Raw genomic sequence first — 20843 nt, 5'->3', positions numbered from 1 at the left:
TCGCCGGATTGTAGGGACCGGGGCCTGGCTCGCCATCCGTCGCGCCGGCTGTCGATTCGTCGCCACCCGCCGGGCCCGCGGTGGCCACCTGCCTACACTGCCCGCCATGGCTGCATTGACCCGTCACACGCTGGACCTGGCCTGGAAGTCCTGGATCGGCAACGACCTCGAACCCCATGGCCCGGGCTGGCTGCAGTGGGTCATCACGGGGCTGTTCTGTGCCGTGATCGCGCTGTGCTTCACGGTGCTGGGCTTCGCGCTGAATGCCTTCGACGGGGGTCGGGCCTGGACCCGGCCCGACCTGTGGCTGCACTGGTTCGGCAAGAACTACGTGGTCTCGGGCACCATCGGCTACCTGATCCACGTGATGTTCGCGCTGCTGATCCCGGCCATCGGCAAGGCCCGCATCCGCAGCTGGAGCGACGGGCAGCGCTCCGTGTTCTTCGGCGCCGTGCCGATCGTCGGCGTGATCGTCGGCTGGCCGCTGGGCGTGGCGCTGATGGCCGGCGGTGCGCCGCAGTGGATGCGCGAGATCGGCGCCGGCACCATCGTGGGCATCGTGCTGATCTCCCTGCTGCTCAACTTCATCGTCTACCAGGTGTTCAACGCCAAGCAGCGCGAGGTGCTGGCCGAGCGGCGCGCGGTGGAGGCCCAGCTGCGTCTGCTGCAGGCGCAGATGGAGCCGCACTTCCTGTTCAACACGCTCGCCGGCGTGCAGACGATGATCGACATCGAGCCCGAGCGCGCGAAGCGGCAGCTGGAATCGTTCACCGACTACCTGCGCGCGTCGATCGACAGCCTGCGCACCGAGGACAGCATGCTCGGGCGCGAACTGGACCTGGCGCGCAGCTACCTCGCGCTGATGCAGCAGCGCATGGAAGACAGGCTGGACTTCCGGATCGATGTCGACCCGGTCCTGGCCGGCCGGCCCCTGCCGCCCCTGCTGCTGCAGCCCTTGGTGGAAAACGCCATCCACCACGGCCTGGAGCCGAAGATCGAAGGCGGCCGCGTGCACATCACCGCCCGCGAGGACGGCGGCGCGCTGGTCATCGAGGTGCGTGACGACGGCCTGGGGCCGGATGGCCCGAAGCGCCCGGGCGGCGTCCGCGGCAACGGCGTCGCGCTGGACAACATCCGCCGCCGCCTGGAAGGCCGCTGGGGCGACCGCGCCACACTGGAGATCGCTGCCGCGGAGCCCGGCACACTGGCACGCCTGCGCCTGCCGCTGGAGACGCCCACCCGATGACACTCGCCCTGATCGCCGACGACGAACCCGCACTGGCTCGCCACTTGCAGCGTGAACTGTCCTCGCTGTGGCCCGACCTGCAGTTCACCCCGCTGGCCCGCCACGGCGTGGAGGCGGCGGAGCAGATCGCCGCCCTGCGCCCCGACGTCGCCTTCCTGGACATCCAGATGCCCGGCCTCACCGGGCTGGAGGTGGCGCAGGGCATCGAGGGCGACACCCGCGTGGTCTTTGTCACCGCCTACGACGAGTACGCCGTGCAGGCCTTCGAACAGCAGGCGCTGGACTACCTGCTCAAGCCCGTCAAGGCCGACCGCCTGCAGCGCTGCGTGCAGCGCCTGCAGCAGGCGCTGCAGGCACCGGCTGCGCCCGACGCCCGCCTGGCCGAGGCCCTGCAACGGCTGCTGCCGGCGGGCGCGGCGGCGACAGCACCCCAGCGCCTGCGCTGGATCCGCGCCAGCGCGGGCGAGGTGATGCACCAGATTCCGGTGGAGCAGGTGCTGTTCTTCCAGGCCGACGACAAGTACACCTGCGTGCAGACGGCCACCGCGGAGCACCTGATCCGCACGCCCATCGTCGAACTGCTGCCCCAGCTGGACCCGGAGGTCTTCGTGCAGGTGCACCGCTCGACCGTGATCAACCTGGCCCATCTGGCCGGCACCCGGCGGGACGAGGCCAGCCGGCTGTTCCTGCGCCTGCGTGACTTTTCACGCGAATTGCCGGTCAGCCGGGCCTACGTGCATTTGTTCAAGGCCATGTAGGGGCTGATCGGGATCAAGGAGTTCTCAAGTTCAAGCGTCGGCGCCCGAAATGTCCGGACACGGGTGCACCAGAAGTGCCCGGTGTCAGCCACTTCTTCAGGAACCAACGCCATGAAATTCGTCCCCACCCTGGTTGCCGGCGCGTTGCTGACCGCGTCGACGCTGTCGTTTGCCGCGCCCGATCCCAAGGCCACGATCGCCGACCTCGACGCCCGCCTGGCCAAGATCGGTGCCCCCAAGCTGGACGGCACCGCGCAGGTCGCCGGCCAGGACGTGCCGGCCATCTACTTCGGTGACCGCCGCATCAACAACAACTTCGACGTCGTCGACGCCATCCGCAACACGCACCAGGCCACGGCCACCGTCTTCGTGCGCGACGGCGAGGAGTTCGTGCGCGTGAGCACCAACGTGCTGACGCCCGAGGGCAAGCGCGGCCTGGGCACCAAGCTGGCCCGCAACGCCGCCTACGCCGCGCTGGACGCCGGCAAGCAGTACTGCGGCCCGATCGACGTGCTCGGCACCAAGTTCGAGAGTTGCTACAACCCGATCAAGGACGCCAGCGGCAAGATCATCGGCGCCAGCTACATCGGCCACAAGCAGTAAGCCGGGAGCCGCACCATGAAGACCTCCCTCCACCTGGGACGGTGGCTGAACCGCATGCCGGTCGGCCGCCAGTTGTTCACCGGCTTCGCCACCGTGCTGGTGCTGACGCTGGCTGTCGGTGCCGCCGGCCTCGTGGGCCTGCGCAGCGTGGATGCGGAGGCCGTGGCGCTGTCGGAGAAGTGGCTCAAGGGCGTGGGCGATCTGTCGGACGCCCGCGCCCTCGTCGTCGAGACGCGCGAATTCGAGCTCAAGCACAGCCGCACCGACGACCGCAGCTACCACTCCGAATACGAAGAGAAGATGGCCGAGTCGGCCAAGAGCCTGAGCGCCCTGGCCGAACGCTACAAGGCGCGCGTCCAAGGCGAGCAGGAAGGCGAGCTGTACGCCACCCTGGCCAAGGCCTGGGGCGAGTACCGCGGCGCGCAGGAACGCGTGATCAAGCTCGGCCGGGACGGCCAGCAGATGGACGCCGCCGACATCGCCGACGGCGCGTCCAGCATGGCCTTCGAGGAGGTCGTCGCCGCGCTCAACGGCCTGATCCAGTTCAACTACGACGGCGGTGACGCCGCCAGCGAACACGTCCAGACGGTCTATGCACAAGCGTGGACAGCAGTCGTGGCCCTGCTGGGCGGTGCGCTGGTGCTGGGCATCGGCATGGCGGTGGTCATCACGCGCCAGCTGCTCAGGCAGCTCGGTGGCGAGCCGTCTACCGCCGTCGCCGTGGCCCGGGCCGTGGCCCAGGGCGACCTGACCACCCGCGTCACGCTCAAGGCCGGCGACCGCGACAGCCTGCTGGCCTGGCTGCAGACCATGCAGCAGGACCTGGCCAAGGCCGTGGCCGACGTGCGCCGCGGTTCGGACCACGTGGCCCACGCCAGCACCGAGATCGCCGCCGGCAACCAGGACCTGTCGGGCCGCACCGAGCAGCAGGCCGGCGAACTGCAGCAGACCGCCTCGACCATGGAGGAGCTCGGCTCCACCGTGCGCAACAACGCCGACAACGCCCGCCAGGCCGCCCAGCTGGCCCAGGGTGCGTCGAACGTGGCAGTGCAGGGCGGCGAGGTCGTCGGCCAGGTCGTGGAGACGATGAAGGGCATCCAGGCCAGCTCGCAGAAGATCACCGACATCATCGGCACCATCGACGGCATCGCCTTCCAGACCAACATCCTGGCGCTCAACGCCGCGGTGGAGGCGGCACGGGCCGGCGAGCAGGGCCGCGGCTTCGCGGTCGTGGCTGGCGAGGTGCGCAGCCTGGCGCAGCGCAGCGCCGAGGCCGCCCGCGAGATCAAGGCGCTGATCACGGCCAGCGTCGAACGCGTGGAGCAAGGCACCTCGCTGGTCGACAAGGCCGGCAGCACGATGCAGGAGATCGTCGGCGCCGTGCAGCGCGTGACCGACATCATCGGCGAGATCAGTGCCGCCAGCTCCGAGCAGAGCGCCGGCGTGGCCCAGGTGGGGTCGGCCATCACCCGCATGGACCAGGGCACGCAACAGAACGCCGCACTGGTGGAGCAGAGCGCCGCCGCGGCCGAGAGCCTGAAGCAGCAGGCCCAGCAGCTGGTGCAGGCGGTGGCGGTGTTCAAGCTCGACGCCAGCAGCGTGTCGACCGCCACCGCGCCAAAGGCCGCCACGGCCATGCCGGCGATGCCCGCGAAGCGCCAGGCATCCGCGCCGGTCCCGAAGTCACCCGCCAAGCCTGCTGCGGCACCGATCGCCCGGACGCCTGCCGCAGCACCGGCCCCTGCCCCGGCGCTGGCCACCGCCGATTCGGGGGACGACGACTGGCAGAGCTTCTGACGCCAGCCCACCCGGATTGAGGCATCATCGACGCGGCGGCCAGGGAACCATCCTGCCCGCCGCGTCTCCATATCGGAACATGACCATGCCATCCTCTGCCGGCCTCACCCGCTCCGGCCCGGGTTTCCTGGGTGCCCTGCTGGGCATCGTGTTCGCGTTCTTCGGCATCGTGCTGATGGTCGGCGCCCTGCTGCTCGGGTTGGTCGTGGCGGCCGGCGCGTTGCTGTGGTCGGTGTTGCGCGGCCGTAAGCCGGGGCCGGTGCGCTTCGAGTGGCGGCGTGGCACGGCACGCACCTGGCGTCCGGCCTCGGGCCGCCCGCCCAGCGACGAGGTGGTGGACATCGAGGTCCGCGAGATCGCCGACGACGGCGCCAAACCGCCGCGGGGCTGAGGCCTTCGATCGGCGCCGGACCACAGGTCCGGAAACGGCGAGCGACATCGCCACCGCGGGCTACGATGCCCGCATGCTCCCCGATCCCGACGCGGCCTACCTCGCCCTGAAGGCGCGCGATGCGCGCTTCGACGGCCGGCTGTTCGTCGGCGTCACGTCCACCGGCATCTACTGCCGCCCGGTGTGCCGGGTGCGCACGCCGCGGCGCGAGAACTGCCGCTTCTTCGCCAGCGCCGCCCAGGCCGAGGCACAGGCCTTCCGGCCCTGTCTGAAGTGCCGGCCGGAGATCGCGCCCGGCCTGTCGGCCATGGATTCCTCGGCCGCACTGGCCGACGCCGCCGCCCGCGCCATCGAGCATGGCGTGCACGCGGGCGAGTCGGTGTCCATCGCCGCCGTGGCCGCCAGGCTGGGCGTCACCGACCGCCACCTGCGCCGCATCTTCACGGCCGCCCATGGGGTGGGCCCGCAGGACTACGAGACCACGCAGCGCCTGCTGCTGGCCAAGCGGCTGCTCACCGACACCGACGAGCCGGTGGCACAGGTGGCGCTGGCCAGCGGCTTCGGCAGCCTGCGCCGCTTCAATGCCGCCTTCGCGCAGCGCTACCGCATGCCACCGACGCGGTTGCGGCGCGAAGGTGCGGCACCGCGCAGCGGCGAGCCGCTGCGGCTGGCCTGGCGGCCGCCCTGCGACGTGACGGGCCTGCTGCGCTTCCACGCCCAGCGCGCGCTGCCAGGCGTGGAGGCCGTGGACGGCCTCGTGCTGCGGCGCACGCTGCGCCTGCCCAGCCCCCGCGGCCCGGTGGCCGGCTGGCTGGCCTGCCGACTGGTGCCCGAGCGGTACGAGTTGTGGCTGGAGCCATCGCCGTCGCTGGCGCCGGCGCTGGGTGGGCTGCTGGAACGCGTGCGCCATGCCTTCGACCTCGACGCCGACCCGGCGCGCATCGACCCGGTGCTGGCGACGCTGCCGCAATCGTCACCGCCCGGGCTGCGCCTGCCCGGCAGCTTCGACGGCTTCGAAACGGCGGTGCGCGTCATCCTGGGTCAACAGGTGACGGTGAAGGCCGCGCGCACTCTGGCCCAACGCCTGGTGGCCGCCTTCGGCACGCCGGTGCAGACGCCGTTTGCAGGCCTGGACCGGCTGTTCCCCGACGCCGCCACGCTGGCCGCCGCCGACCCGGCCGACATCGGTCGCCTGGGCATCGTGCGCCAGCGCGTGCGCGCTCTGCAGGCGCTGGCGGCCGAGGTGGCGGCCGGCCGCCTGGACCTGCACCCCGGCGCCCCGCTGCAACCGACGATGGACGCGCTGCGTGCCCTGCCCGGGGTGGGCGAGTGGACCACCCAGCTGATCGCATTGCGGGTGCTGGGCTGGCCGGATGCCTTTCCCGCCACCGACATCGGCCTGCTCAACGCGCTGCAACCCGCGCTCGGCGCCCGCGATGCCACCGCCGCGACCCGCCTGGCCGAGGCCTGGCAGCCCTGGCGCGGCTACGCCGTGATCGCGCTGTGGCAGACCCTGGAGACCCCCGCATGAGACTGCCCGAAGGCCTGATCGCCCGCACCACCCTGGCCTCGCCCCTGGGGCCGCTGACCGCCGCGGCCACGACGAAGGGCCTGGCCCTGCTGTGGTTCGATGCCCCACCGCTGGATGGCCTGCCCGAGGACCCTGCCCAGCCCTGGCTGCGCCAGGCCGCCCGCGAACTGGCTGCGTACTGGCAGGATCCACGGCAGCGCTTCGGCGTGCCGCTGGACCTGCAGGGCACGCCGTTCCAGCGCGCCGTCTGGCAGGCGCTGACCACCATCGCCCCCGGCCGCACCTGCAGCTACGCCGACATTGCGCGCCAGATCGGCAGGCCCGCGGCGGTGCGCGCCGTGGGCGCGGCCAACGGCGCCAACCCGGTGGGTCTGATCGTGCCGTGCCACCGCGTCATCGGCGCCAACGGCACGCTCACCGGCTACGCCGCGGGCGTCGAGCGCAAGGCGGCGCTGCTGCGCCACGAAGCCGCGCAGGCCGACTGGCTGGCGTCGGCATGAGACCGCCGGGCCGCCCCAAGGGCGAATGCCGGAGGGCGCAGCCCGGAGGTTCCCCAGTGAAGCCGCCGGGCCGCCCCAAGGCGAATTCCGGAGGGCGCAGCCCGGAGGCGTTCCCGTGAGGCCGCGCGACGCCGTCGAGCTGCTGCTGCTGGCCGCCATCTGGGGCGCGTCGTTCCTGTTCATGCGCATGGCCGCGCCGGAGTTCGGTGCGGTGGCGCTGGTGGCCGTGCGCGTGGGGCTGGCCGCGGCGGTGCTGCTGCCGCTGCTGGCCTGGCAGGGCCAGCTCGGTGCGCTGCGCCGCCATGCGGGGCCGATCGCCGTCGTCGGGCTGTTGAACTCGGCCCTGCCGTTCGTCCTGTTCACGCTGGCGGCGCTGGCCATCAACGCCGGCCTGTCGGCGATCTTCAACGCCACGACACCGCTGTGGACGGCGCTGGTGGCCTGGGCCTGGCTGCACGACCGGCCGGCGCCGGCGCGTGCGCTGGGCCTGGCCCTGGGCTTTGCCGGCGTGCTGGCCCTGGCCGCGGGCAAGGCCAGCCTGCAGCCGGGCGAGCACGGCATCAGCCCGGCGCTGGCCATCGCGGCCTGCATCGGCGCGGCGCTGTGCTACGGCGTGGCGGCGAACTTCGCCAAGCGCCGCCTCACGGGCGTGCCGCCGATGGCGCTGGCCGCGGGCAGCCAGTTGTCGGCCGCGCTGATCGTGGCCGGGCCGGCCTGGTGGTGGTGGCCGACGACCACGCCGTCCGCCGGCGCATGGACAGCCGCGGCGCTGCTGGCCGTGGTCTGCAGCGGCGTGGCCTACGTGCTGTATTTCCGCCTGATCGCCCGCATCGGCCCGGCCGGCGCAAGCAGCGTGACCTTCCTGATCCCGCTGTTCGCCGTGGCCTGGGGCTGGGTGGTGCTGGGCGAGCCGCTCACCTGGGGCATGGCGGCCGGCGGTGCGGTGATCCTGCTGGGCACGGCCATCGCGACCGGGTTGCTGCGCTGGCCGCGTGGTGGCCACCTGGCGCCACCGCGACGCTGATGTCGGAGACGTTCCGCATGTCGCCGCCGCGGAACAGGCGCCGGCGGTTCAGATCGAGCATGCCCGCATGGTGGGCGAGGACAGACGACGATGAAGGTATTCGGCATTGCCGGGCGCTCCGGCATGGGCAAGACCACGCTGCTGGAGCGGCTGGTGTCGCACTACGTGCAGCGCGGTCTCCGCGTGTCGCTGATCAAGCACAGCCACAAGGCCATCGAGATCGACCGCCCGGGCAAGGACAGCTACCGCCTGCGCGAGGCCGGCTGCCAGGAGGTGCTGCTGATGGGCCAGGGCCGCTGGGCGCTGATGCACGAGCTGCGCGGCGACGACGAGCCGCCGCTGTCCTACCTGCTCAGCCGCCTGCAGGCCTGCGACCTGGCGCTGGTGGAGGGCTTCAAGGCCGGCGACTTCCCGAAGCTGGAGGTCTGGCGTGCAGCAGTGGGCCAGCCCATGCTGTGGCCGCATTGGCCCGGCATCGTGGCCGTGGCCAGCGACACGCCGGCGCCCCCGGGACACACGGGTTGTCCGTGGCTGGATCTGGCCGACACCGGGGCGCTGGCCGATCTGGCGTTGGAGAAAGCAGCCACGGTGGTGTGAGCCGCGGACTGACGCCTCACCTGACGCGATCGCTCAGCCCTTCGGCCCCAGCAGGTCGATCTCCCACTGGATGTAGTCGCTGCGGTAGACCAGGTCGCAGACGTAGATCACCGTGCCCTCGGCGTCGCACACCACGCGGCGCACCTCGGCCACCGGCGCACCTTCGGAGATGGCCAGGGCCTGCGCGGCCATCGGGCCGGCGGCGCTGACGGTCAGTGTCTGCGTGGCCTTGGCGATCTGCCCGCCGGCCAGGTCCAGCAGCGGCGGGATGATCAGCTCGCGGCGGAAACGCTGCGGCGCCAGGCGGAAGATGCGCTCGTCGAGCCACAGCGCAATGACCGAGTTGGGCTGCTGCTGGCGCACGTGCACACGCCGGATGTAGTGGTAGGCCGGCGCGGGCCGGCCCTCGCCGGCACCGAGCACCGGCATCGCGCTGCCTTCCTCCAGCAGCTTCAGCTTCGGCGGCCGCGTGCGATACACCTCCGCCAGCCCGGCCAGCGAGGTCTCGATGCGCACGCGCGGATGCACCGGCGGCCGCGCCATCACGTGCGTGCCGCGCCCGCGCTGCGACTGCACCAGGCCCTCCTGCGACAGCAGCAGAACCGCCTGCCGCACGGTGATCAACCCCACCTTGAACTCGGCCGCCAGCGCGTCGAACGACGGGATCTGGCTGCCGACGTCCCACAGGCCCTTGGCGATGCGCTGGCGGATGACGTCGGCGACCTGCCGGTACAGCGGGCTGGATCCTGCCTTGAGCATGGCGTGGGTGCGGGCCGGTGGGCGGCCGTTCGGTCGACGGACCACGAGGTTATCGCACCGGACCGAGGGAAAACCTGCGTGCATGACCCGATCCAATCTGTCCAATCTTAGACAGATAGACACACAGCCGCCTGCCGACCCGGCGCGACGGCACCTCCAGGAGACCCGCATGACCACGAACCGTCGAACCGTCCTCCAGGCCGCCTGCTCAGCCGTCGCGCTCGGATCCTGGGGTCTCGCTGGCCCGGCCCACGCCCAGGCCTGGCCCGGCAACCAGATCGTCAAGCTGGTCGTGCCCTTCCCGCCGGCCGGCGTCGTGGACATCATCGGCCGCATGCTGGCCGATGGCCTGCAGGCCGCACTGCCCGGCACCGTGGTCGTCGAGAACCGTGTCGGCGCCGGCGGCACCGTGGGCGCGCAGCACGTGGCCGGCGCCGCGTCGGACGGCCTCACGCTGCTGATGGGCGGCGCCGCCACGCATGCCTTCGCGCCGTCGATCTTCAGCCAGCTGCGCTACGACCCGGTGAAGGACTTCGTGGCCGTGTCGCAGGTGTCCTCGGGCCCGCTGGTGCTGGTGGTCAACGCGTCGTCGCCGATCCAGACCTTCGACGACTTCAAGCGCGTCGCCACCGAAGGTGGCAACACGCTGAACTACGCGTCCAACGGCGTGGGCACCTACCCGCACCTGGCCGTCGAGCTGCTCAAGCAGCAGACCGGCCTGAAGACCACCCACGTCCCCTACAAGGGCGGCGGCCAGGCCACGGTGGCCCTGCTGTCCGGCGAGGTGAACTACTCGCTCAACCACATCCCGGTCGTGCTCTCTCAGATCAAGGCCGGCAAGCTGCGCGCGCTGGCCACCACCGGCGGTGCGCGCTCGCCGCTGTTTCCCGACCTGCCCACGCTGAACGAGCGGGGCATCGACGTCGTGGCCGAGCCCTGGTTCGGCGTCTTCGCACCGGCCGGCACGCCCAAGGCCCTGGTCGACAAGCTGGCCGATGCCGTCGCCCGCGCCATGGGCTCGGCGGCCATCCACGAGAAGCTCGCGAGCCTGGGCGACCAGGTCACCGTGGCCGGCCCGAGCGAGTTCGCGGCCTTCCAGGCGGCCGAGCTCGGCAAGTGGAGCCGGGTCATCCAGGCCGCGGGCATCACTGCCCGCTGATCACCCCTGCCGACCACCGCCAGATCCGCCCCGCCCAGGAGTCACCCGTCGATGTCCACCGCCGGCCTGCCCAACATCATTCTGATCATGACCGACCAGCAGCGCGCCGACACGATCGCGGCGATGGGCGCGCACTGGATGCAGACCCCGCACCTGGACCGTCTGGTGCAGGAGGGTACGGCCTTCGAGCACTGTGTGGTCACCTCGCCGGTGTGCGTGGGCGCACGAGCCGGCCTGTTCACCGGCAAGTACCCGCACGGCTGCCAGGTGTTCAGCAACTTCCAGCCCTGGCAGCCGACCTGGGTCTCTTCCCTGGCCAATGCCGGCTACCACTGCATGAGCATCGGCAAGATGCACATCAACCCGTACGACGCGCTGGGCGGCTTCCATCAGCGGCTGCCGATGGAGAACAAGGACCGGCCGCTGTTCCTGGAGGAGCGCGACCGCGCCTTCTACGACGAATGGGACAAGGCGCTGCGCGCCCGCAAGCTGGAGAAGCCCACGCGCTACACGCGCTTCCGCGACGACCCTGAAGGCTTCCAGCGCGCGCTCGGCGTCTTCCCCTGGGCGCTCGACGACGACATGCACCCCGACCACTTCATCGGCGACACGGCCTGCTGGTGGATCGGCGACCGCAAGAACACCGACCCGCTGTTCCTGCAGATCGGCTTCCCGGGCCCGCATCCGCCGTACGACCCCACGCCGGAGGCGCTGGCCCGCTACGAGGGCGTGGCCATGCCGCCGGCGCTGGAAAGCGTGGGCGGCCCGGAATCGCTGCCCGCCGCGCAGCAGCGCCTGCGCGAGAACATGTGCCGCATGGAGATCGACTCCATCGCCTGGCGCACCGATGCGACACCGGCGGAGATCGACAACTTGCGGCGGCACTACGCCGCCAACGTCACGATGATCGACGAGCAGGTGGGCCGCATCATGGCGGCGCTGGACGCCCGCGGCTACCTGGACAACGCACTGGTCATCTTCACCTCCGACCACGCCGACGCACTGGGCGACTACGGCCACATCCAGAAGTGGACGATGTACGACACGGTGGTGCAGGTGCCGCTGGTGGTGTGGTCGCGCAACCTGCCGGTGCGCCAGCAGAAGCTGCCCGACCTGGTGCAGCTGTTCGACGTGGCGCCCACCATCCTCGAGGCCGCAGGGCTGCCAGTGCCGCCGGATTTCGAGGCTCGCTCTCTCTGGCCGCGCCTGAAGGACGACAAGGCGGCACCGGTGCGCGACGTGGTCTACAGTGAACTCGCCCGCGACCACATCCAGACCGGCAGCGAGTTCATCATCATGCGCCGCTGCACGCAGTGGAAGCTGGTGATGTACCTGGATGACGATTTCGGCGAGCTCTACGACCTGACCGCCGACCCGGGCGAGACCCGCAACCTCTGGGACGACGACGCGCATCGCACGCTGCGCGAGCGGCTGCAGCGCGAGACGATGACCTGGTACCTGCGCGGCACGCTGCAGGCCGGCCGCAAGCCCGGCCGCAAGCCGCAGGGCGCGCTGCGAGCCTGAGCCCCTCTGCACTGGCCGACTCGGCCAGCGTGGCGGGTGATGCGCCAGCGCTCAAGGCGCCAGGCGTGCCCGCAGGCCACCTTCCCGCCGCGTGCGCCGCGCCACGGCCCGTGCCAGCAGCGCCGGTTGCGGCGCCACCAGCGTGAACCGCTCGCGCGCCCGCGTCAGCCCGGTGTAGACCAGTTCGCGCGTCAGCAGCGGCCCGTCCTCCGGGGGCAGCACCAGGGCCACGTGGCCGAACTCCGAGCCCTGGCTCTTGTGCACCGTCATCGCGAACGCGGTCTGCACCTGCTCGAGACGGCCCACGGCCACCGCATGCAGGGCCTCGCCCTCGGCGAACCAGGCGCGCGGCGTGCCGTCGTCCGCGGGCAGCACCAGGCCGATGTCGCCGTTGAACAGGCCCAGCGCCGGCTGGTTGCGCGACAGCATCACCGGTCGGCCGGTGTACCACTCGCCGCTGCGGCGCAGCAGGCCGGCATCGGCAAGCGCACGTTCGACGGCGCCGTTGAGCCCGTCCACCCCCCACGGCCCCTCGCGCAGCGCGCACAGCAGGCGAAAAGCCTCGAAGGCCTGCAGCGCGGCCCGGGCGCGCTCGGCCGGCGTGCCCGGGCCCTGCAGTGCCTGCAGCATCGGCCGGTAGCCCTGCACCGCCAGCGGCAGCACGGCCGTCGCGTCGCGCGGGGACTGCAGCGCCAGCGCGCCGGACGCATCGCCCCGCAGGGCCGCCAGCGCGGCTGCGCCGTCGCCCCCGTGCATGGCCTGCGCCAGCGCGCCGATGGCGCCCTGGAAGCGTCGGCTCTCGCGCAGCGCCACCGTGCGCGGCACCAGCACCGGGGCGGCGCACAGGTCGGCCAGCACCGCGCCGGCTTCCACCGAGGCCAGCTGATCGGGGTCGCCCAGCAGCACCAGGCGCGCGGTGGACGGCAGCGCGTCCAGCAGCCGCGCCATCAGGGCCAGGTGCACCATCGACGCCTCGTCCACGATCAGCAGGTCCAGCGGCAGCGGGTTCGTCGCGTCGTGGCGGAAGCGCCGCGTGCCCGGCCGAGGGCCCAGCAGCGCATGCAGCGTGCGCGCCGGCGGCAGCGCGTCGGCCCACGGGTCCAGCGCCTCGCCGGCCAGCGGCCCGAGCGCCGGGCGCAGGCCCTGCAGCGCCTGCTGGATGGACTGCTTCAGCCGCGCCGCCGCCTTGCCGGTGGGTGCCGCCAGGCCCACCCGCAGCCAGGGCGCGGGGGGGCCATCGGGCCCACCACGGCCGCGCAGCGCCTGCAGCAGCACCAGCAGCCGCGCCGCCGTCCAGGTCTTGCCGGTGCCCGGCCCACCGGTGACCAGCGTGAAGCGGCCGCGCAGTGCCACCTCGCCGGCACGGCGCTGCCAGTCGACATCCCCGTCGGCGCGCGGCGGGAACAGGCGGCCCAGCCACGCGGTGGCCTGCGCCTCGTCCACAGGAAGAGACGCAGCGGCCCGGGCCCGCAACTGCCGCGCGATGTCACCTTCGTCGCGCCAGTGGCGGCGCAGCGCCAGCCGGTCATTGGCCAGCACCAGGGGCGTTCCGCCCTCGTCGTCGGGCGGGTCGGCCTCGACCGCCGCACAGCCGGCCCAGGCCTGCGGCTGCAGCGGCCGGGTGGCCAGCGCCTGCGACAGGGCGTTCAAGGCCTCGGCCGGCCAGTCCAGCAGTTCGGCGGCGGTGCCGGGCAGGTCGTCCAGCGGCAGCGCGCTGTGGCCCGCCGACTCCAGGCGCGACAGCAGCGCCGCGGCCAGCAGCAGGTCGGGCGGGGCCGTGGGCGCGGTGTCGTGCAGGAAGCGCGCCAGCGCCACGTCCAGCGGGCGCAGCCAGCCGGCGGCCTGCCAGGCCGCCAGGTCGGCGAGCGAGGCAGCGGCGGTCACGAGGCCGCCTCCACCGGCGCGATCAGCGCGTCCAGCGCCTGCACCAGCGCCACCGGCGCCGCCACCGTGCAGCAACCGGCCGCCGGGCCCTGCACCCCGCGCAGGAAGAGGTAGACCGCGCCGCCCAGGTGCCGGGCCGGCACATAGGCCGCGCCCAGACGCGCGCGCAGCAGCCGGTGCAGCGCCAGCAGGTACAGCGCGGCCTGCACGTCGTAGCGGTGGTCGCACATCGCCGCCTGCAGGGCGTCGGCGGTGTAGTCGGCGTCGCGCCCGCCCAGCGCATTGCTCTTGTGGTCCAGCACCCAGTAGCGGCCGCCATGTTCGATCACCAGGTCGGCAAAGCCCATCAGCAGGCCCCTCAGCCGGCGCGGCGGCAGCGCGGGCCGCGGTGCACCGGGCCACAGGTGCGCGCGGCACAGGGCGTCGATGCGGCCGGCGTCCAGGCCATCGCTGGGCAGCCAGAACTCCATCTCCGGCCACACCGCCTCCAAGCCAGACAGTGGCACGCCCAGCGGCGGCAGCGGTGTGGCGCAGACCTGCTGCAGCCAGGCGAGCACGTCGTCGGCCCGGTGGCCCCAGCCCTGGCGCTCGCAGCGGCGCAGCAGGGTCTGGCGCAGGTCGGCCGATCCGTCGAGCGCAAAGCCCTCGCCCGCCAGCCATTCGAGCTGGTCGTGCAGGAAGTTGCCGGCGAAGGCGCCGCGGGGGAAGCGGTGCCACGGCTGGTCGGCGCCCCGCGGCACCGCGGCGGCGTCCACGGGCTCGTCCTCGCGCAGCAGCGGTGCCGCAGGCGTTTCCTGCGCCACGCCGGCCACGACACCACGGCCAGCATCGCGCACCAGGGCCGAGTAGCTGGCGATGGCCCAGTCGCGGTCGAACTGGACGCTGTAGCGCGGGGCCGGCGCCAGGGGCGTATCGGCGTCCTGCACGCGGCGGCGGGTCACCGGGGGCAGCGGTGGCGTCTCCGCGGGCGGCAGCCACTGGACGTCGACCGCGGGGCCGGCCAGCGCGTCCAGCGCCGGGCCGAAGGCCTCGGCGCCCGGGCCGCACAGCAGCTGCCCGGCGGCGCTGCGGGGCCACAGCGGCGTGCGCGCCTTGCCCGTGGCCGCGGCGGCCATGCCCACCCACAGCGCGTGGCGCGCCCGCGTCAGCGCCACGTAGAGCAGGCGCAGGTCCTCGCGCAGGCGGTCGGCGTCGGCCTGTGCCCAGTCGTCGGGCGTGGGGTCGGTCAGCAGGCGTCGGCCGCCGTCGGGCAGCGGCGCCCACAGCAGCTGCTCGCGCCCGTCGCGCGGCCGGCACTGGGCCACGAAGGGCAGAAAGACCAGCGGGTACTCCAGGCCCTTGCTCTTGTGGATGGTGACCACCTGCACCAGGTCGGCGTCGCTCTCCAGGCGCAGCACGCGCTCGTCGCCGCCGGCCTCGTCACCGTCGATCTGCTGCGCCAGCCAGCGGATCAGCGCCGGCTCGCCCTCCAGCGTGCCGGCGGCGGCCTGCAGCAGCTCGGCCAGGTGCAGCACGTTGGTCAGGCGCCGTTCACCGGCCACGTCTTCCGCCGCCAGCCAGCGCGCCGGCAGGTCGAAGGCGTGCAACGCGCGGCGCAGCATGGCCAGCACCCCCTGCTGGCGCCAGACGGGCTGCAGCGCCTGCAGCGTCTCGGCAGCGCGGTCGAAGCGCGCGTCGTCGTCGGCCAGGGCGCGCAGCTCCGGCAGCGTGCGCGCCAGCAAGGCGGTGGCCAGCGCGGCGCGCGCCAGGCGGATGTCGCGGGGGGCGGCCACGGCCTGCAGCAGGCGCAGCAGATCGGCGGCCTCGGGCGTGGCGAAGACGGAGTCGCGGTCCGACAGGTAGACCGACGCCAGCCCGCGCCGGCGCAGCGCCTGGCGCACGGTCTGCGCTTCGCGGCCGGTGCGCACGAGCACCGCGATGTCGGCCGGGCGAAGGCGCCGGAAAGCATCGTCTTCGTGCAGGAACCCGGTCTGCGGGTCGTTGAGCAGGGCCACGATGCGTTCTGCCGCCAGCGCGGCGAACAGCGGCTGGTGCTCGCCCGCCAGGCGCGGCGTGGCATCGGCCACCCAGGTGACGGCAGGCAGCGGCCCGGTGGCGTCCACCAGGCGCTCGGCCCGACCCCGGGCGCGCACCGGCTCGAAGGGCAGCGCGTCGCCGAAGCCGAAAGCGCCGGCCCCGGGCCGCGTCTCGGCGCGCTGGAACAGCGTGTTCACCGCGTCCACCAGCGCGGCGGCCGAGCGGTGGTTGGTGCCCAGCACGTGGTGGCGCCCGGCGGTGGCCCGGCGAGCGCGCAGGTAGCTCTGGATGTCGGCACCGCGGAAGGCGTAGATGGCCTGCTTGGGGTCGCCGATCAGCAGCAGCGTCGTGGCGGGGTCGTCGCGCGCGATGTCGTAGAGGCGGTCGAACACCGACAGCTGCACCGGCGAGGTGTCCTGGAACTCGTCGATCAGCGCCACCGGGTACTGCGCCACGATGCGCTCGCGCAGGCGAAGGGCTCGCTCGCCGTGGCGGGCCTCGTCCAGCGCGTCGTCCAGGCGCTGCAGCAGGTCGGCGAAGCCGAAGGTGCCGGTGGCCGCCTTGAGCTGCGCCAGGCGCTGGCGCGCCAGCGCGGCGGCGTTCACGCGCAGGGCATTGGTCGGATCCGGCCAGGCCTGGAGCGCCGCCATCAGGTCGGCGAAGGCGGTGAACTCGGGCGGCAGGTCGACGGTGCAGCCGGCCTTGAGCGCGTCGCGCGCCCCGGCATCCGTGAGGCGAAGGCGGGCCGCATCGCTGAGACCGGGCCGGTCGAGTCCAGGTGACCCGGCCCAGTCCTTCAGGGCTATCAGCCACCCCGGCGTGTGCTTCTCGCCCAGGCGGGCCTTGTTGAACGGGCAGTCCTTGCGCGCCCACTGCCCGCGCAGCCAGGCCAGCATGGCCTCGGCACGCTCGGCCCAACCGGCCTTGAGCGCCTGCATGCCGGCCAGCGCTCGGTCCACGGCGTCGGCCAGCGCGCCGGTGGCCACGCCCGCCGGCAGCTCGCCGTCCCACAACGGCCGGATCGCCTGCGCCAGCGCCGCCGGCGAGGGCCAGCGCCCCAGCACCGCGCCCAGCGCATCGCCCTGCAGCGGATAGACCTGCTGCCGCCAGACGTCGCGCACCGCGGTGTCGCGCAGCGCGGCCTCGTCGGCCTGCAGTTCTTCGTCGAACAGGCTGCCGCTGTCGAAGGCGTGCTCGCGCAGCATGCGCTGGCACCAGGCGTCGATGGTGTGCACCGCCGCCTCGTCCATGGCGTCGGCGGCCACGGCCAGGCGCCAGGCGGCCTGCGTGCGCGCGTCGCCCTCGGGAAAAGCCGCCAGCAGGCCCTGCAGCAAGGCATCGTCGCCCGGACCGGCTTCGCCGCGGAAGACGGCGGCCGCCTGCGCCAGTCGGGCGCGGATGCGGTCGCCCAGCTCGCGGGTGGCCGCCCGCGTGAAGGTCATGACCAGGATCTGGTCGACGCTGCGCGCCGGCGTGCCATGGCCCAGCACCAGGCGCAGCACCAGGGCGGCGATGGTCCAGGTCTTGCCGGTGCCGGCACTGGCCTCGATCAGCCGGCTGCCTTCCAGCGGCAGGGTCAGCGGGTCGAGCGCGGTGGCCGCGACGGACTCAGTCATCACCCACCCCCTCGGCGCCGAGCGGCGCCCAGGTCACCCACGTGGCCAGCGCGTGGCGCAGCGGTTCGTACAGCTGCTCGGTGATGGCCGCGAAGCGTGGCGACGCCTGCAGTGTCTCGAAGTCTGGAACCAGGCGTGCGAGGCAGGGTTCCTCGCCTTCGCCGCGCTGCTGTTCGCCACCGTCGTAGACCTTGGCCGCGGTGCCCGGGTCGCCCGGGTCGTCCAACCAGGCCAGGCCGGTGCGCACGGCGGTGGGCCAGGGTTCGTCGGACGCCATCACCGCGCCCCAGCAGCGCAGCAGCGCCTCCAGCACCTGCTCCGCCTCGTCCTGCGGCGGGGCCTGCAGCACCACCTGCACGTCGGGCGCGATCACGATGCCGGTGGCCGGCACGCCGGCGGCGGCGCAGGCCAGGGCCTGGAGCCAGGCCAGGACGAGCTTGTCGCCGCGCAGGTCCTTGCTGCCGTCGCCCAGGCGAGTGGCCTGCAGCACCACCCAGGTCCATGGGCCGTCGGTGCCGTCGCTGCCGTCGGCGCCGCGGCGCAGACCGGGCAGCGCGTCGTCGAGCGCAGGGGCGTCGGTGGGCGCCAGGTGCACGGCCCAGGGGGTCTCGTGCAGCGGCCGGTCGGCCGTCGCCGCCTGCCAGGCTCGCACCGCCGGCGCCAGGGTCTGCACCCACTGGTCCTGCGCCCAGCGGCCCGGCCCGGCCAGCGGCAGCTCACCGGCACGGCCCAGCCGTGCCACCGCCGCGGCCACGGCCACGGCCGGGTCGTCGTGGCCGGGCCCCGCCTGCACGGCCCGCAGCACCGCGTCGCCCAGGCCCCAGCGCTCCAGGCCGTCGTCGCCGAAGGGTTCGTCGTCCTCGGCCGCGGCGTCCTGCGGCGGGAACTGCAGCTGCAGCCGGTGGCGGCACCAGGCCTGCACCGGGTTCCGGACGAAGGCGGCGAGGTCGACCAGGGTCAGCCGTGCCGCGCCCTCGTCGCGTGGCGCCGTGGCGGCCGGCGCTTCGTCGGGCAGTGCCTCGTGCGCGGCCCGCCATTCGCGGGCGTAGGTGAACAGGGCGCCACCGGGCTCGAAGTACCGGCGGCTGAAAGGCTGCAACGGGTGTTCGGTGGTGCGTTCCTCGACCACTTCGTCGCCCCACACGGCGGCAAGGTGGTCGCGCAGCTGCGCCACCAGCACCGACGGCGGCAGGGCCTGGTTGTCGCGCACGCTGCGGCCGGTCCATGACACGTACAGCACGCGGCGCGCCGACAGCAGGGCGTCCAGCATCAGCTGGCGGTCGTCGTCGCGGCGCGAGCGGTCGCCCGGCCGCGCCTGCCCGGGCAGCGCCATCAGGTCGAAGTCGTTGCGCGGCGCGCGGCGCGGGTAGTCGCCGTCGTTCATGCCCAGCAGGCACACGACCTCGAACGGGATGGCGCGCAGCGGCAGCAGGGTGCAGAAGGTGACGCCGCCGGCGCGGAAGCGCTGGCCGCCGCCGGGCGCGTCGAGCGCGCCCAGCCAGGCCTCGCGCAGCACGGGCAGCGGCAGCTCGGCGTCGAAACCGGCGGTCTCGGTGGCCTGCAGCCAGTGCGTCAGCGCCTGGTCCAGCGCCGCGACCAAAGCGCGGTCGCCGTCGTCGGCAGCCTCGAACAGGGCCGGCAACAGGCGCCGGCAGCGCGCCGCCCAGACCTCGGGCGTGGCAGGCCGGGCGGCTTCGCGCCACCACGTGCCGAGCACTTCGAGCAGCGCGGCCAGCGTGCCGGCCAGCCCGGCCTCCAGCCCGGCCACCTCGGCATAGGGCTCGATGTCGCCGAAGGCCGGGCCGTCGCCGGCGGCGTAGCCCAGCAGCATGCGGCGCAGGCCGAAGGCGGCGGTATTGGCCTCGCCGGCCGCGCCCAGGCCGAGCTGGTCGCGCTGTGCGGCGTCCAGTCCCCAGCGGATGCCGGCACCGTCCACCCAGGCCGCCAGCGTGGGTAGGTCGGCCGCGTCCAGGCCGAAGCGGCGCGCCACCGCGGGCACCTCCAGCAGGCCCAGCAGATCGCTGGCGCCGGCGCGCTGCTGCGGCAGGCCCAGCACCCACTCCAGCGCCACCAGCAACGGCGCGTGGCCGCGGTCGGGCCGGTCGGTGAGCCCCCAGGGGATGTGCCGCGCATCGCCACGCCCGTGCTGGCCGAAGACGGCGCGGATGGCGGGGGCGAAGGTCTCGATGTCGGGCACCATGACGACGATGTCGCGCGGTGCCAGCGGCGTGCCAGCCGGCGGGTGCGCCAGCAGGTGCAGCAGCTGGTCGTGCAGGATCTCCACCTCGCGCTGCGGGCCGTGCGCGACGTGGAAGACGATGCTGCGGTCGTCGGCCGGCGGCGGCGTGCGGTCGGTCTCGGCCGGCGGCTGCAGATCGCGGATGGCGGCCTGCACACGCGCAAGCATCGTGGTGGCTGGCTCGTCGTCGTAGAGCTCGACGCGCTGGTCGGCCCCTTCGAAGGCGTCGAGCGAGCGCACGAAGTCGCGCGCCTGGCGGCCCCAGGCGGCCAGCAGCGGGTGGCCGTGCAGGTGCATCTGCGCCAGCGGCACGGTGGCGAGGTCACGCCCGTCGCGCAGCGCGCGGCGGCGTGCGGCACGCTGCAGCTCGCGGCCGTCGACGATGTCGGCCCAGTGGTAGCGGCAGGGGTCGGGCACGGCCAGCAGCACCTGCACCTGCTGCGCCAGGGCTTCGAGCATCTGCAGCACGCCATGCGGCAGGTGGGTGCTCCCGAAGAGCACCACGCGTGGCGGCAGGCCGGGGAACGGGCCGCCCTGCGCCAGCGCCGCCGTGAAGCGCGCCTGCAGCCGGCCGCGCGTGGCCTCCACGGCACCGGGCGGCAGGCCGGCGACCAGGAGCCGCCACAGCGCCGGCTGCCAGCACTGGTCCTCGGGCACGGGCCGGGACCCGAGGTGGTCCTGGCCCGCGGCCCAGGCGTCCAGCCATTCGGGCCGGTAGACCTGGTACTGGTCGAACAGGTCGGCCAGGCGCTGGGCCAGCTGCAGGCGGCGCGCCGGGTCGTGGCTGGCACCCAGGAAACCGGCCACGGGGGCAAGCACCGGGTCGTCGGCCGCCCAGCCGGGCAGCGACTGCATCAGCCGCCAGGTCAGCGGCAGTTCGTCCAGCGGCAGTGACGCCGGCACGGCCGCGCGCCCCAGCACCGCGCGCCAGGCTCGCCAGAAGAAGCGCGCCGGCAGCTCCACGCATGTGGCAGCGCAGATGCCCTGCTGCTGCGCGAGCGCGATCTTCACCCACTCGCCCATGCCGTGGCTCTGCACCAGGAAGGTTTCCGCCTGCAGCGGCGGCAGCGGCTGACGCGCCTGCCACGCGAACACGGCCTCGGCCAGCCGCTCCAGGCGGTTGCCTTGCAGGATCACCAGGCCGGGACGCGGCGCCTCGCTCGTCATGTGCACAGGATAAGGGGCGGGCCGCGGCTACA

Annotated in this window: 15 protein-coding genes; 11 read left to right on the top strand and 4 right to left on the bottom strand. The window is 73.5% G+C overall.

The genetic code is table 11. The annotated features are described in order from the left end of the window. Positions 1-106: 106 nt before the first annotated feature. The 9 genes from ENE75_RS14595 (at position 107) to mobB (ending at position 8447) form a co-directional block, all read left to right on the top strand. A complete protein-coding gene (locus tag ENE75_RS14595; RefSeq protein WP_233259089.1) occupies positions 107-1246 on the top strand; it encodes a sensor histidine kinase in 1140 nt (379 codons plus the stop codon). After that, positions 1243-2004, top strand: a complete 762-nt coding sequence (locus ENE75_RS14590) for a LytR/AlgR family response regulator transcription factor (protein ID WP_128199042.1) — start codon at positions 1243-1245, stop codon at positions 2002-2004. Before ENE75_RS14595 ends, ENE75_RS14590 begins: the two co-directional genes overlap by 4 nt. A gap of 111 nt (positions 2005-2115) precedes the next feature. Beyond that, positions 2116-2607, top strand: a complete 492-nt coding sequence (locus tag ENE75_RS14585) for a Cache 3/Cache 2 fusion domain-containing protein (protein WP_128199041.1) — start codon at positions 2116-2118, stop codon at positions 2605-2607. A 15-nt stretch (positions 2608-2622) separates the two neighbouring features. Then, positions 2623-4404 carry a methyl-accepting chemotaxis protein gene (locus ENE75_RS25730; RefSeq protein ID WP_199232305.1) on the top strand — a complete coding sequence of 594 codons (1782 nt, stop codon included), beginning with the start codon at positions 2623-2625 and terminating at the stop codon, positions 4402-4404. A gap of 85 nt (positions 4405-4489) precedes the next feature. After that, positions 4490-4795 (top strand): hypothetical protein, encoded by a 306-nt coding sequence (locus ENE75_RS14575; protein ID WP_158288958.1) that lies wholly within the window; start codon positions 4490-4492, stop codon positions 4793-4795. Between the two features lie 73 nt (positions 4796-4868). Continuing rightward, on the top strand, positions 4869-6326 hold the full coding sequence (locus ENE75_RS14570; RefSeq protein ID WP_128199039.1) for a DNA-3-methyladenine glycosylase 2 family protein: 1458 nt from the start codon (positions 4869-4871) through the stop codon (positions 6324-6326). Next, positions 6323-6826 carry a methylated-DNA--[protein]-cysteine S-methyltransferase gene (locus ENE75_RS14565; RefSeq protein WP_128199038.1) on the top strand — a complete coding sequence of 168 codons (504 nt, stop codon included), beginning with the start codon at positions 6323-6325 and terminating at the stop codon, positions 6824-6826. Before ENE75_RS14570 ends, ENE75_RS14565 begins: the two co-directional genes overlap by 4 nt. A gap of 115 nt (positions 6827-6941) precedes the next feature. After that, the gene (locus ENE75_RS14560) at positions 6942-7850 is read left to right on the top strand and encodes a DMT family transporter (RefSeq protein ID WP_128199037.1); all 909 of its coding nucleotides are present in this window, start codon (positions 6942-6944) and stop codon (positions 7848-7850) included. Positions 7851-7940: 90 nt separating this feature from the next. Further along, entirely contained in the window at positions 7941-8447 is a 507-nt protein-coding gene (gene mobB / locus ENE75_RS14555) for a molybdopterin-guanine dinucleotide biosynthesis protein B (protein WP_128199036.1), read from the top strand. 33 nt (positions 8448-8480) lie between these two features. On the opposite strand, the gene ENE75_RS14550 is transcribed toward mobB, so the two are convergent. Continuing rightward, the gene (locus ENE75_RS14550) at positions 8481-9206 is read right to left on the bottom strand and encodes a GntR family transcriptional regulator (protein WP_158288957.1); all 726 of its coding nucleotides are present in this window, start codon (positions 9204-9206) and stop codon (positions 8481-8483) included. A 169-nt stretch (positions 9207-9375) separates the two neighbouring features. Between ENE75_RS14550 and ENE75_RS14545 the strand changes: the two genes are divergently transcribed. After that, positions 9376-10365 (top strand): Bug family tripartite tricarboxylate transporter substrate binding protein, encoded by a 990-nt coding sequence (locus ENE75_RS14545; protein ID WP_158288956.1) that lies wholly within the window; start codon positions 9376-9378, stop codon positions 10363-10365. A gap of 51 nt (positions 10366-10416) precedes the next feature. Beyond that, positions 10417-11889 (top strand): sulfatase family protein, encoded by a 1473-nt coding sequence (locus tag ENE75_RS14540; protein ID WP_128199034.1) that lies wholly within the window; start codon positions 10417-10419, stop codon positions 11887-11889. 51 nt (positions 11890-11940) lie between these two features. On the opposite strand, the gene recD is transcribed toward ENE75_RS14540, so the two are convergent. From recD to recC, 3 genes are read right to left on the bottom strand one after another with little or no spacing between them, the layout of a single operon-like run. Continuing rightward, the gene (recD, locus tag ENE75_RS14535; protein WP_128199033.1) at positions 11941-13773 is read right to left on the bottom strand and encodes an exodeoxyribonuclease V subunit alpha; all 1833 of its coding nucleotides are present in this window, start codon (positions 13771-13773) and stop codon (positions 11941-11943) included. Beyond that, positions 13770-17405: an exodeoxyribonuclease V subunit beta gene (gene recB / locus ENE75_RS14530; protein ID WP_128199032.1), complete on the bottom strand. Its 3636-nt coding sequence runs from the start codon at positions 17403-17405 to the stop codon at positions 13770-13772. Before recB ends, recD begins: the two co-directional genes overlap by 4 nt. Continuing rightward, positions 17398-20811, bottom strand: coding sequence for an exodeoxyribonuclease V subunit gamma (gene recC, locus ENE75_RS14525; RefSeq protein ID WP_128199031.1), 3414 nt, complete (start codon positions 20809-20811; stop codon positions 17398-17400). Before recC ends, recB begins: the two co-directional genes overlap by 8 nt. Between the last annotated feature and the right edge of the window lie 32 nt (positions 20812-20843).

Source organism: Rubrivivax albus (assembly GCF_004016515.1).
Lineage (GTDB): Bacteria > Pseudomonadota > Gammaproteobacteria > Burkholderiales > Burkholderiaceae_C > Rubrivivax > Rubrivivax albus.
This window is presented reverse-complemented; position numbering and strand designations above follow the sequence as displayed.

Excerpts from the sequence above, each read along its gene's own strand:
- ENE75_RS14595 (WP_233259089.1), top strand. The coding sequence starts at position 107 with ATGGCTGCATTGACCCGTCACACGCTGGACCTGGCCTGGAAGTCCTGG.
- ENE75_RS14590 (WP_128199042.1), top strand. The coding sequence starts at position 1,243 with ATGACACTCGCCCTGATCGCCGACGACGAACCCGCACTGGCTCGCCAC.
- ENE75_RS14585 (WP_128199041.1), top strand. The coding sequence starts at position 2,116 with ATGAAATTCGTCCCCACCCTGGTTGCCGGCGCGTTGCTGACCGCGTCG.
- ENE75_RS25730 (WP_199232305.1), top strand. The coding sequence starts at position 2,623 with ATGAAGACCTCCCTCCACCTGGGACGGTGGCTGAACCGCATGCCGGTC.
- ENE75_RS14575 (WP_158288958.1), top strand. The coding sequence starts at position 4,490 with ATGCCATCCTCTGCCGGCCTCACCCGCTCCGGCCCGGGTTTCCTGGGT.
- ENE75_RS14570 (WP_128199039.1), top strand. The coding sequence starts at position 4,869 with ATGCTCCCCGATCCCGACGCGGCCTACCTCGCCCTGAAGGCGCGCGAT.
- ENE75_RS14565 (WP_128199038.1), top strand. The coding sequence starts at position 6,323 with ATGAGACTGCCCGAAGGCCTGATCGCCCGCACCACCCTGGCCTCGCCC.
- mobB (WP_128199036.1), top strand. The coding sequence starts at position 7,941 with ATGAAGGTATTCGGCATTGCCGGGCGCTCCGGCATGGGCAAGACCACG.
- ENE75_RS14550 (WP_158288957.1), bottom strand. The coding sequence starts at position 9,206 with ATGCTCAAGGCAGGATCCAGCCCGCTGTACCGGCAGGTCGCCGACGTC.
- ENE75_RS14545 (WP_158288956.1), top strand. The coding sequence starts at position 9,376 with ATGACCACGAACCGTCGAACCGTCCTCCAGGCCGCCTGCTCAGCCGTC.
- ENE75_RS14540 (WP_128199034.1), top strand. The coding sequence starts at position 10,417 with ATGTCCACCGCCGGCCTGCCCAACATCATTCTGATCATGACCGACCAG.
- recB (WP_128199032.1), bottom strand. The coding sequence starts at position 17,405 with ATGACTGAGTCCGTCGCGGCCACCGCGCTCGACCCGCTGACCCTGCCG.
- recC (WP_128199031.1), bottom strand. The coding sequence starts at position 20,811 with ATGACGAGCGAGGCGCCGCGTCCCGGCCTGGTGATCCTGCAAGGCAAC.